This is a genomic window from Kaistella sp. (assembly GCF_032060305.1).
Lineage (GTDB): Bacteria > Bacteroidota > Bacteroidia > Flavobacteriales > Weeksellaceae > Kaistella > Kaistella yananensis.
In genome coordinates this window covers 5,898-18,524 of sequence record NZ_DAMBHK010000049.1, presented here as the reverse complement: position 1 = coordinate 18,524, position 12,627 = coordinate 5,898, and the positions used below count along the sequence as shown (strand labels likewise).

Here is a 12,627-nt window from a genome sequence, read left to right as displayed (position 1 = left end):
CCCTGTTCTACAAAACCGTTGGTGTGCGCCAGCATATTCACCTGAATAATGGTTTCGTCGGTAGATTTCTGCATATCGTAGTAGAACGCACGCACGCCCCAAAGCAGGTTCAGCATGGTTAGCACACGTCTGTTCGAACTGTAGACAATAATATTGGCATTCGGCCTGTGCGCCGAAATCTGGAACGCCGTATAACCGGAATACGTTAAGGTAACAATGGCTTCTACATTGGCGGTTTTTGCGATTCTTACGGCTGCCAGGCAGATTCTGTTTGTAATAAAACGCTCATCCACACAATTGAATTCGTGTTCGATCGGCGAGTTTTTATTTTGGTAGAAATGGGTCTTTTCGATATTCTTTACAATCTTCGACATGTTTTTCACCACATCTACCGGATATTTACCCACCGAAGTTTCTCCGGATAGCATCACCGCGTCAGCCCCATCGAGCACAGAGTTGGCCACGTCGTTCACCTCGGCTCTGGTTGGCGTTAAGCTGGTGATCATGGTTTCCATCATTTGGGTAGCGATGATTACCGGTTTGGCGTATTTTCTGGCGATTTCTACCAGGTTTTTCTGGATGGCGGGTACTTCTTCCATAGGAACTTCCACACCCAAATCTCCACGCGCTACCATCAGTCCGTCGCATTCCTGCAGGATCTGCTCGATATTTTTTACGCCTTCAGGTTTTTCGATCTTCGCGATGATTGGCGTTTTCTGTTTGTTGGTAGGGTGGTTCTTCATAAGCTCCTTCAGGTCGATAATGTCCTGAGCGTGGCGCACGAAGGAAAGCGCAATCCAGTCCAGCTCCAGATCGAGCATGAAGTTGGCATCCTTAATATCTTTTTCGGTAAGTGCCGGAAGCGACACGTTGGTATTCGGTAGGTTTACGCCTTTCTTGGAGCTCAGTGGACCCCCTTGGATGGTTTTCGCTTTTACAGTATCCAGGTTGTTGGTTTCAATAACTTCTAAAACCAGTTTACCGTCGTCGATTAGGATCCTTTCGCCCACTTTCACATCCTGCGGAAACTTCTGATACGTCATGTAAACTTTTGTAGAATCTCCTTCGATTTTTTCGTTGGTGAAGGTAAGGATGTCTCCCGGGTTAAGGTACGAGCCTTCTTTTACAACACCTACGCGGAGTTTCGGGCCCTGCAGGTCGCCAAGGATTCCTACAGAAAAACCGTGTTCCTGGTTGAGCTCACGAATGGTTTGTACGTTTCTTTTAACCAAATCGTAATCGGCGTGAGAAAAATTTATTCTGAAAATATCGGTTCCAGCCTGGATGAGCTGAAGCATGGTTTCTTTATCGGATGATGCAGGCCCCAGGGTGGCGATAATTTTTGTTTTTTTTAGATATTTATTCATAGTATTGAATTAATTGATAAAGCTCCTCGGCAGGGCTTAGGTTGAAGTTCTGTATTTGGAATAACAGATTTTCAGGGAGCAAAATTAAGGAAAAATCATCAAATGGCTCGGATGTTTTCATGATATAATCTACATCCTGAGAATGATCAAGCAGAAACATGGTTTCGGTTTCGCCAGAAAATAATTCCTGTGGGATTTTCTTCTGAAGATAATGCGATGACCGGTTGGCGATAAAGTGAATGCACAGCTCGGAATCGCGGTGGAACGCCTGAAATCTCGGGAAAAAATAATCGTTGTAATTGCCGTGGTAGGTAAGGTCTGTAGTGCGTGAAAAGTTAAAAGTATTCTGCGAATTGAGTTGATAAAAAAGTTCGTGAGCAGGTACATCTTTTACGAGGCGTACGAGCCCTACGGTAATTTCTTCTTCTTCGTCGTCAATATCCAGCAGGATCTTTTGCGTTTTCAAGGATACTTTGTTTTTTGTTTAAAATATAAAATGCTCGTTGGGCAGCTTTTTCTTCGGCTTTCTTTTTAGAGGTTTCTGTGGCGTTCGATATTTTTTCATCGTCCAGCCATACATAACTTCGGAAGACCAGGTTTTTGGTGACCTGCATTTCTTCGCAGGTTTCGTAGCGTAGTGATACTTTCTTTTTCTGGCTCCACTCAAGCAGCAAACCTTTATAACTTACGATCTTATTTTCGAGTTTATTGATTTCGGTTGGGGTTAAAAGCCTCTCGAGGACGACTTTTTTGCATGTTTCGTAATCAACATCAAGATAAAGCGCGCCGATTAAAGCTTCAAAAAGATTCCCGGAAATATTTTCGCTCAAAGTGCTGGGAGAATCATTCTGGAGGAACTTTGTTAATGAAAGTTCATCACCAAGTTTGTTAAGGTTTTTGCGATTGACAATCTTCGACTTCATCTGGGTAAGGTAGCCTTCGTTCGCATCGGGGTACGTTGAAAAAAGATGACAGGAAATGATTGCACCTAATACGGAATCGCCCAAAAACTCGAGTCTCTCGTAATTGTTTTTTTTTGAGGATGATGTTTTTAAAGAAAAAGCTTCCCGGTAAAGACTGATGTTCTGAACGCTGCAACCTGTAATTTTACTGATCTCAGTGCTTAGATAGTAATCTTTTTCGGAGAGGTTTTTTTTTCTGTTAACTAGGAATTTAGGAAAATATTTCTTTAACTCCATAGAATTCTTTGTTTAGATTTTGGAGAAAAGTACACACGCATTGTGGCCGCCAAAGCCGAAAGTATTGCTCATCGCCACATTCACTTCTTTTTCCACGGCATGGTGGAAGGTGAAATTCAGGCGGCTGTCGATTTTTTCATCATCAGTAAAATGATTGATGGTTGGCGGAACGATGTTGTGTATAATAGTTTTTAGAGCGGCGATTGCCTCAATAACTCCTGCTGCACCCAACAGGTGACCTGTCATTGATTTTGTGGAATTAATCTGGATATCGTACGCATGATCCCCGAGTAATTTAGAGATTGCATTGGATTCCGCGATGTCGCCTAATGGAGTAGAAGTACCGTGCATATTGATGTGATCTACTTCGTCAGCAGTTACCCCAGCGTCTTCCAGACAGTTTTTCATGACCAGGTAAGCGCCAAGGCCATCGGGGTGAGGTGCGGTCATGTGATACGCGTCTGCACTCATTCCACCGCCTTTTAGTTCGGCGTAGATGGTAGCACCACGTTTTTTCGCGTGTTCGTATTCTTCAAGAATAATGGAACCTGCTCCTTCACCGAGTACAAATCCGTCTCTGTCCTTATCAAAAGGTCGGGAAGCAGTTTTCGGATCGTCGTTTCGGGTAGAAAGTGCCATCATGGCGTTAAAACCACCAACTCCGCTTGCGGTAACTGCAGCTTCAGAACCCCCGCACACGATTACATCAGCCTTACCGAGTTGGATCAGCATTTTAGCATCGATGAGTGCATTGGCAGATGATGCGCAGGCAGAAACTGTGGTGTAATTGGGACCGTGGAAGCCGTATTCGATAGAAATTTGGCCACCGGTAATGTCCGCAATCATTTTAGGAATAAAGAACGGGTTGAAACGTGGGATATCGGTATTTGCCCATCCCAGAACTTCGTTTTCGAAAGTCTCGAGACCGCCAATTCCTGAACCCCAGATTACCCCGACTCTGTTTTTATCGAGTTCGCCGTTCATAATACCGGAATGTTCCACCGCTTCTCTGGCAGCAACAATTCCCAATTGGGTATTTCTATCCATTTTCTTCGCTTCTTTTTTATCGAAGTGATCGAGTGGATTGAAATTCTTTACCTCGCAGGCGAATTTGGTTTTGAATTGAGAGGCATCAAAAAGAGTAATAGGAGCGGCACCGCTCTCGCCTTTGATAAGGCTTTCCCAGTATTCTTTGGCATTATTTCCAATAGGCGTTATTGCCCCAAAACCGGTAACAACTACTCTTTTTAATTCCATAAATTTTAGATTCTTGTTGATAGAATATTATTTGTTCACCACTTCTTCAATATAAGTAATAGCGTGACCTACAGTTGTAATTTTTTCTGCTTGATCATCAGGGATTTGAATATTGAATTCTTTTTCAAATTCCATGATAAGTTCTACAGTATCCAAAGAATCTGCTCCTAAATCGTTTGTGAAACTAGCTTCTGGAGTTACTTCTGTTTCCTCAACGTCGAGTTTGTCCGCGATAATCGCTTTTACTCTTGATGCAATGTCTGACATAGTAATTTAATTTTAATTAGTTGTTAATTGGTGCAAATATATAAAATTCTTTATCAATAGCAGTTTTTTTATAAATATTTACGTTTTTATTTGGTGTTTAAGGCGTTGTTTTGCTTCCATAATTTAGCAGTGTTGTTTTATAGCAAAAGAATGCGTTAGTGCTTCCAGCTATGCCGCTAGATGGTAGTTTTCATGTTTGGAATGTTTTTCGGTTGTCTTGTTTGGTATCGTGTGTTTTTAAGGCATGAAAATGGCCCGATAAAAATTATCGGGCCACTTCATAGTTTAAAATGTTAATGTGTTATTTCTTGATCACCTTAAATGATTCATTTTTACCTCCTTCAAGGATGGTGCTGATGATATAGGTTCCTGGAGCCATCTTGCTCATATCAAGTTTACCGTTAACCAATTTCGAAGGAACTGGCATCTTTTGTCCTGCAATATTGTAAACATGTACCGTTTCGATGGTTTTCTTCGAGTTGATGGTAAGGATGTCTTTAACTGGGTTTGGATAGAAGGAAACTTCTTTGGCTCCAGCTTCGCTTACAGCAGCGGTAGCACATTCTGCGTCGATCATCATCATACCGTCGAAATGTAGTCCTGGAGTTGTGGTTGATACCGGCTGTGTCCAAGTGGCGCCACTGTCTGCTGACTGATAATTAGAAGAGGTTACCCAACCTTCTGTATATTTATAACCAATCCAGTAGGAACTGATTTGAGAGGCAGATGTACCTGTTATTGCGATCCAGTACTTAGTGTCATTTGCTGCATTCACAGGAAGTTCGAAGTTGCCTAGATCAAGGGTTATTCTATAGGTTGGGAGACTGGCAAAAGTATCTGGTAGTGTGAGTACATTAGTAGGAGTTACTCCAGTCATCGTTGTAATCACAGTAGTTCCTGGAGTATTAGATCCACTGTCTGCCAATATTTTCACATCGAAAGAAGTAATGTCAGATGCACCTGCTGCTGCCTGAGATACGATGTCAAATTTCACTGACTGCAATTTATATGTTTCGCTTTCTTTAGGAACAAAAAAGTCATTGGCTACCATATATGTTGCAGAGGCTAAATTCTTTGTCATATTATGCGCGGTATCTGGTACGCCTGAATAAGTTTGGTCACAACCATAATCAGGTTCCACAGGCGGTGGCGGAGGTGTTCCGCATTTAACTGATCTTGTGTGGCTAGAGCTGGTTCCATCACAATTGCTTGAAAGGTGAGAGTAAAAACGTACAACACCGTTTGCTGTTGGGGTATATGTCACCGATCCTGTTCCTGATGCTAAAACAGCGGTTCCAGCTTCATCACCAATAGTGATAAAATACGACGCATTTGAAGTAGAGAAGGTATATTCGGTACCAGCGGTTACATTTACCTTAGAGTACTCGTTCAACCATGCTACAGTAGTTATGTTACCCACTGCTCCGTTACAGTTAGGGGTAAAGGTCGCTGCAGGGTATTGTCCGTTGGTTGCTGTTAAGCATCCTGTTGGTGCAACGGGTGCAACAACTAGGGTGTAGTCCTCAACTTCCCCGTATTGTCCATCTAGACATGGGTCAGTAACTGCTGGATTGTTAGATCCGGTAGCATTAACCATTACTCTTAATCTGTAAGATCCAGCAGCGAGGGTTGAAGGAATTGAAATGTTGCCAGTAAGGGTAGAAACCTGCATGTTAGATCCGCTTCCGATTTCTCCTAAGAATTCTTCAGTTTCAAAAGTTTCGTTATTGTTGAAGTCAATCCATGCAGAAACTCTTTCAAACCATCCATCGCCTACAGTCACAGAAATAGGATAGGATTGTCCGGCCTGTATTTGACCTTGGGTAGCAGTGTAATCTCCGTAACCATTAGGGCTACAAGTGGTAGTGTTGTTAATTCCAGCAACAGTTACATTTGTTATCAAGTCTCCATCGTTACATTCAAGATCCACTGGCATGCAATATGCGGCAGGGGCATATGAAAGTGAAGGTTTAGCATTGATTTTTACGGATTGTTTTTTCGGATGAACCGAGCTTTTAGAGTTTGCACTCTGTGCGAAGTTTGCCAAAGGCATAATTGCCAATAACAGCAAGGGTAGTTTTTTTCTCATAAGTAATAAATTTAATTAATGTTTTTAAATTCTGAGCAAATTATAAATAAAATATCAAATAAACAAAGTTTAATTTGATTATTCGCTAATAAAATGGATGTTTTTGTGAAATATGTGTTATTTTGTAGTGCTTTTCGTGGTAGCAAAGATTGGTTGTAACGCCCTGATAGCCTTGGTTATCACGAATTGTTGATGTATAAGAAAAAAAATTATTCTTATTTCAGCAGAAACCATTCATTGGCTAAACTTGCCGCAAGTCTTGCGGTACGTTCATTTTGATCTAAGGCGGGATTTACCTCTGCGATATCGAAGGCTAAAAGTTTCTCACTCTTAAGAATATGTTTGAAATAATGCATGAAGGCAGAGTCGGCGAAGATGCCGTTATATGCTGCGGCGGAAACACCCGGCGCAATGGCAACATTAAAAACATCCATACATACCGTGAGATACAAAACATCGCACGCTCTGATGAGTTCATCAATTCTGGTGTACACTGCCGGAAGGTTTTCGAAAAACAGTTCGTCCGCCAGGATGTATTTCATGCCGTATTGGTGTGCAGTGTCGAATAATTTAAGGGTGTTTGAATTTTTCTGGATTCCAATATGAAGCGAATTGATTTCGCCTTCCTGCGCGATCTGCCAGAAACCGGTACCTGAACTTGCGCCGATTCCCGCTTGGGGTTCACGGTTATCAAAATGAGCGTCGATATTGATGATTCCAATCTTCTTTCCCGGAAAGGCTTTCCTGATTCCTGAATAATGCGCATACGTAACTTCGTGTCCACCACCCAAAACAACAGATTTTCCGTTCCTTTTTAAAACTTCTGCAACTTTTTCTGCCAGTTCATTCTGGGAGCCTTCAAGATTTCCATTTTCACAGGTGATATTTCCGAAATCTTTAAGTGAAAATTCAGGACTGACAACCGGAAAATTCGACATGTTTTTCCGGATGAGATCGGGAGCATCTTTAGCGCCAACTCTTCCTTTGTTTCTTCTCACGCCTTCGTCTACAGCAAATCCGTGTAAAACGAAATCGTTCGGTAAAACCGAAGTGTAATCGGTTTCCAGAGAAACTCTCTGAAAAATCCGGTGATAAAGCGGGTCTTCGCCGTCAAAACGTCCTTGCCAGATCATTGTTGTTTTTTAAACTGCAGACTTTATACGTTCTGACTCCGCATACGCCATCGCCGCTTCCTTTACCCAGGAATGTTCACGCTGCGCCTTTCTTTTTGTTTCCAAACGTTTTTTGTTGCATGGTCCGTTTCCTTTTAAAACTTCCATAAATTCATCCCAAGGCAGTTCACCAAAGTCGTAATGCTGGGTTTCTTCATTCCATTTCAGCTTTTCGTCCGGGATTTTAAGGCCTAAAAATTCTGCCTGCGGCACAGTAACGTCAATAAAACGCTGTCTCAGGGAGTCGTTGCTTTCTCTTTTTACGCGGTAATTCATGGATTTCTGGGAGTTTGGCGATGCATCATCATTAGGTCCGAACATCATTAAAGCCGGCCACCAGAAACGGTTCAGTGCTTCCTGAGCTAAATCTTTCTGCTCTTTAGTTCCACGGCAAAGCGTCATTAGTATTTCGTATCCCTGTCTTTGGTGGAAAGATTCTTCTTTGCAAATTCTGACCATTGCTCTGGAGTAAGGTCCGTAGGAATTTCCCATCAGCATGACTTGATTCATAATCGCTGCTCCATCAACCAGCCAGCCAATTGCGCCGATATCTGCCCAGGAAAGCGCCGGGTAATTGAAGATGCTGGAGTATTTTGCTTTTCCGGAAAGCATATCGTTGTAAGTGGAGTCGCGATCTGCAACAACTTCACCGTTGCCCAGGGTTTCTGTTGCGGCGTACAGATATAGTCCGTGCCCTGCTTCATCCTGAATTTTTGCCATCAACGCCATTTTTCTACGCAGCGATGGTGCACGGGTAATCCAGTTGGCTTCCGGCAGCATTCCTACGATTTCGGAATGGGCATGCTGAGAAATCTGCCGCACCAGTAATTTTCTGTAATCATCGGGCATTACATCTTTTGGTTCTACCTTATTCTCTGCCTGAACGTATGCTAAAAATTTTTCCTGATCCATTTTTAATTTTTTTAAAATAACGCAACTTGTGCGTGTAACGCTATAATTTCCCTTCGCTTAAATCATCTTTAAGATAAATCCCTACTTTGGAATCGATAAATTCCCCTGCTACAAAACTGATGGTTTTGTCGTTGCCTTCAATCTGGTATTCCTTGAAGAAGTAAACGTTGCCGTTATCAGGACCTTTTACTTCTACTTTTTTGTTAACGCAATGCCAGTAATGATTCCAGATGTTGAGTCCTTCGATTTTAAATTCTTCGTTCTCGTCAACGGATTTTGCAAATTTCCAGTTTGTCATTGTTGTAGATTTTTAGAGGTAAAAAAGTTTGCGAAATCTTTTTTCCCTGAATTATACATCATAATTGAGCATCACCACATTGGTAGTCGGGTGACACTGGCAGGTCAGTACAAATCCGCGCTCCACCTCGTCTTCGGTAAGCGCGAAATTCTTTTCCATAAATACTTCGCCTTCCATGACCTGGGCTTTGCAGGTGCAGCATACGCCACCTTTGCACGCGAAAGGAACGGGAAGTTTGTCGTGCAGCGCCTGATCCAGTATGCTTTTTTTCTTTGAATTGAGATGAAAAGAATATTCATCGTCATCAATAATTAAGGTGACCATACTTTCGATATTTGGGATGGCCTTGAATTCATCACTCATTTCTGCATTTTCATCGTCATCCGGTGCGGCGTAATATTCATACATAATCTGAAGTGAAGGTACTTTTTTATCATTTTTAAGATATCCGGAAATATCTTTGATCATTTCAGACGGGCCGCAGATGAAGTACGTCGATTCCTGAACGGGAATTTCGGGAAATCTCCCGAACAGCTGCGATAGTTTTTCTGCTGAGATTCTTCCTTCAAAAAGTTCGTCTTCAGAATGTTTTTCCCGGGAAAGAAGATAGATAATTTTCAGTCTTCCACCGAATTTTGCAGCTAATTCATCAATTTCTTTCTTAAAAATAATGTCGTTGATGCTTTTATTGCTGAAAAATAAATACGCATTGCTTTTCGGTTCCTGATAAAGCGCTTCTTTAAGGTTTGAAAGTACCGGCGATATTCCGCTGCCGGCAGCAAGTCCGATATAGGTTTTCTCGTTTGAAGGATGGTAATGCGTGTAAAAATGTCCCATTGGTGCTGATACTTCTACCTGGTCGCCTTCTTTCAGTTCGTTATTCAGGAAAGTGGAAACTTTGCCGCCATCCAAATGTTTTACAAGGATTTCGAGTTCGGTGTTCCCTTCGCTCGGTGCATTCACGATTGAATATGATCTCCGAAGGTCTTCGTCCCCGAAAACGAAACTTACATTAAGATATTGGCCTTGCCTGAAGGCAAATTCGTGCCTCAGGTTTTGAGGGATTTCAAAACCGATATTTACGGAATCATTCGTTTCCTTCTTTACCCGGGCTGCTTTTAACAGATGAAAATGATGCATATTTTGTAAAAAATAACTCTATAAAGGTGAGTTCAACAAATATACTTTTTTTTTGAATGACACAAAAAAGAGATAAACGGCTGGTGAAATGATTTAATGATGATTTTTGGGGTGACGCTGTTCATACTTAAATCGGTAATTTTGTCTTAATGTTCACGCTATCAATTTGTTAAAAACGGAAATTATGGCCTGAAAAACCACTAGAAAATTTAACAGAACGATTTTTGTTGAATACTGTTTGATAAAAAAAACTTTAAAACATACCCGAGAATTCGTAAATTTATATGGGGTTTTTTATTGTTTTGAATTTAAAAAAAAATAAAATCACAATACTATGAACTTAAACCAATACACTGTAAAATCGCAGGAAGCTATACAGAAAGCACAGCAAATTGCCATGGAATTTGGCAACCAAAGCATTGAACCACAACACTTGTTGGAAGGAATTTTTCAGGTTGACGAAAATATCTCTGAATTTTTAATGAAAAAATCGGAGGCTGAACTAAGTTTGGTTCGGGACCGAAACCGTGAAAACATTGAAAAACTCCCAAAAGTGGAAGGCGGAAATATTTATCTCTCGCAATCCGCTAACCGTGTTTTGCTCGATGCTCCCAATGTTGCAAAAAAAATGGGCGACGAGTTTGTGACCATTGAGCATCTTTGGCTTTCGCTTCTCGAAGTAAATTCTGATGTTTCGAAAATGCTGAAAGACATGGGCGTTACGAAAAAAGGTCTGGAAACTGCGATTAACGAGCTCCGTAAAGGCTCGAAAGCTACTTCCGCAAGTTCTGAAGAAACTTATCAGAGTTTGAATAAATACGCTAAAAACTTCAACGAACTTGCGGCGGAAGGAAAACTGGATCCCGTAATCGGTCGCGATGAAGAAATCCGCAGGGTTCTGCAGATACTTTCCAGAAGAACGAAAAATAATCCGATTCTCATTGGTGAACCGGGTGTAGGTAAAACTGCCATTGCTGAAGGAATTGCACACCGGATTATTTCCGGCGATATTCCTGAAAATCTCATGGATAAAACATTGTACTCACTTGATATGGGTGCTTTAATAGCCGGCGCAAAGTATAAAGGCGAATTCGAAGAAAGGCTGAAATCAGTCATTAATGAAGTTACTAAATCCGATGGACAGATTATTCTCTTTATCGATGAAATTCATACGTTGGTAGGAGCCGGAGGTGGCGAAGGTGCGATGGATGCTGCAAATATTCTTAAACCAGCGTTGGCAAGAGGTGAACTTCGTGCGATTGGCGCAACGACTTTAAATGAGTACCAAAAGTATTTCGAGAAAGATAAAGCGCTTGAAAGACGATTCCAGAAAGTGATGGTTGAAGAACCTGATACTGAATCTGCTATTTCGATTCTGCGCGGTATTAAAGATAAATATGAAGCGCACCACAAAGTCAGAATTAAAGATGAAGCCATTATCGCGGCGGTAGAAATGTCTCAACGTTATATTTCTGACCGGTTTTTACCGGATAAAGCAATCGATTTAATTGATGAAGCCTCTGCCAAACTCCGCATGGAAATCAATTCAAAACCAGAAGAGCTCGATGTTTTAGACCGAAAACTCATGCAGATGGAAATTGAACTTGCTGCGATCTCAAGAGAGGGCAATGAGATTAAAATTAATCACCTTAAAGAAGATATCGCAAGGGTTTCTGAACAACGCAACGAAATCAACGCAAAATGGCTCAAAGAAAAACAGAAATCTGAGGATTTAACTTCGATTAAGAAAGAAATTGAAGCGTTAAAACTTGAAGCTGAACGTGCGTCCAGAATAGGTGATTATGCTAAAGTCGCGGAAATTCAGTACGGAAAAATTAAAGAAAAAGAAGCTGATCTGGAGAAACTCGAACTCGAAATGCAGAACAATCTGAACGAGTTGATTAAAGAAGAAGTGACCGCAGAAAATATATCGGAAGTCATTTCAAAATGGACCGGAATTCCGGTGACGAAATTACTGCAGTCGGAACGCGAAAAACTGCTGCATTTGGAAGATGAACTCCATAAAAGAGTTGTTGGTCAGGACGAAGCGATAGAATCTGTCGCCAACGCGATCCGCCGTAACAGAGCGGGATTGAATGACGAAAAGAAGCCGATTGGTTCATTCCTGTTTTTGGGAACCACCGGTGTCGGAAAAACTGAACTCGCGAAAGCCTTAGCAGAATATCTTTTCGATGATGAAAATAATATGACCCGAATCGATATGAGTGAGTATCAGGAAAGGCACTCAGTTTCAAGATTGGTGGGTGCGCCTCCGGGATATGTGGGTTACGATGAAGGCGGACAGTTAACCGAAGCTGTTCGGCGAAGACCATACTCGGTAGTGCTTTTGGACGAGATTGAAAAAGCGCATCCCGATGTCTTTAATACTTTGCTCCAGGTTCTGGATGACGGAAGGCTTACGGATAACAAAGGTAGGGTAGTGAATTTTAAAAACTCCATCATCATTATGACTTCCAATTTAGGATCTCATCTGATTCAGGAAAATTTTGAAAATATCAGCGATGATAATGTGGAGGAAATCGTAGAAAAAACAAAAGACGAAGTTTTTGGACTGCTGAAACAGACTTTAAGACCGGAGTTTTTGAACCGAATTGATGAGGTTGTCCTCTTCCAGCCATTAAACCGAAAAGAAATCGGCAAAATTGTTCATTACCAGTTGCGCGGTTTTAATAAAATGCTGGAAAAACGCGGTATTTTTATGACGGCTACCGATGATGCGATTAATTACCTTATGAATAAAGGTTATGATCCAAGTTTTGGTGCAAGGCCACTGAAAAGAGTTCTGCAGCAGGAAGTTCTGAATAAACTTTCCAAAGAAATCTTAGCCGGCGCAGTGAATGACGGTGATAGAATTACATTAGATTATTTTGATGAAAGCGGATTGGTTTTCAGGCCGACGGAATAA

The 12,627-nt window shown here is 41.5% G+C and carries 11 protein-coding genes; 1 reads left to right on the top strand and 10 read right to left on the bottom strand.

Annotation, left to right across the window (positions count from 1 at the left end; translation table 11 throughout):
- The 10 genes from pyk to V5N63_RS08000 all read right to left on the bottom strand — a co-directional run.
- Positions 1–1,367 (bottom strand): pyruvate kinase (pyk, locus tag V5N63_RS08045; RefSeq protein WP_332033531.1); only part of this gene is annotated, 1,367 nt, incomplete at its 3' end.
- Entirely contained in the window at positions 1,360–1,833 is a 474-nt protein-coding gene (locus tag V5N63_RS08040) for an IPExxxVDY family protein (RefSeq protein ID WP_332033530.1), read from the bottom strand. The genes pyk and V5N63_RS08040, both read right to left, overlap by 8 nt.
- Complete coding sequence (rnc, locus tag V5N63_RS08035; RefSeq protein ID WP_332033529.1) at positions 1,802–2,566, bottom strand: ribonuclease III; 765 nt, start codon at positions 2,564–2,566, stop codon at positions 1,802–1,804. The genes V5N63_RS08040 and rnc overlap by 32 nt, the downstream gene beginning before the upstream one ends.
- 12 nt (positions 2,567–2,578) lie before the next feature.
- Positions 2,579–3,823, bottom strand: coding sequence for a beta-ketoacyl-ACP synthase II (fabF, locus tag V5N63_RS08030; protein WP_332033528.1), 1,245 nt, complete (start codon positions 3,821–3,823; stop codon positions 2,579–2,581).
- A 27-nt stretch (positions 3,824–3,850) separates the two neighbouring features.
- The gene (locus V5N63_RS08025) at positions 3,851–4,090 is read right to left on the bottom strand and encodes an acyl carrier protein (protein ID WP_015807007.1); all 240 of its coding nucleotides are present in this window, start codon (positions 4,088–4,090) and stop codon (positions 3,851–3,853) included.
- Positions 4,091–4,391: 301 nt separating this feature from the next.
- Positions 4,392–6,020, bottom strand: coding sequence for a GEVED domain-containing protein (locus tag V5N63_RS08020; protein ID WP_332033527.1), 1,629 nt, complete (start codon positions 6,018–6,020; stop codon positions 4,392–4,394).
- Positions 6,021–6,394: 374 nt separating this feature from the next.
- The gene (gene hutG, locus V5N63_RS08015; protein WP_332033526.1) at positions 6,395–7,312 is read right to left on the bottom strand and encodes a formimidoylglutamase; all 918 of its coding nucleotides are present in this window, start codon (positions 7,310–7,312) and stop codon (positions 6,395–6,397) included.
- A gap of 9 nt (positions 7,313–7,321) precedes the next feature.
- On the bottom strand, positions 7,322–8,263 hold the full coding sequence (gene paaA, locus V5N63_RS08010; RefSeq protein WP_265142934.1) for a 1,2-phenylacetyl-CoA epoxidase subunit PaaA: 942 nt from the start codon (positions 8,261–8,263) through the stop codon (positions 7,322–7,324).
- 40 nt (positions 8,264–8,303) lie between these two features.
- Positions 8,304–8,561, bottom strand: coding sequence for a hypothetical protein (locus tag V5N63_RS08005; protein ID WP_088468122.1), 258 nt, complete (start codon positions 8,559–8,561; stop codon positions 8,304–8,306).
- A gap of 51 nt (positions 8,562–8,612) precedes the next feature.
- Complete coding sequence (locus V5N63_RS08000; RefSeq protein WP_332033525.1) at positions 8,613–9,701, bottom strand: FAD-binding oxidoreductase; 1,089 nt, start codon at positions 9,699–9,701, stop codon at positions 8,613–8,615.
- A 334-nt stretch (positions 9,702–10,035) separates the two neighbouring features.
- On the opposite strand from V5N63_RS08000, the gene clpB reads away from it, so the two are divergent.
- Positions 10,036–12,627: an ATP-dependent chaperone ClpB gene (gene clpB, locus V5N63_RS07995; protein ID WP_332033524.1), complete on the top strand. Its 2,592-nt coding sequence runs from the start codon at positions 10,036–10,038 to the stop codon at positions 12,625–12,627.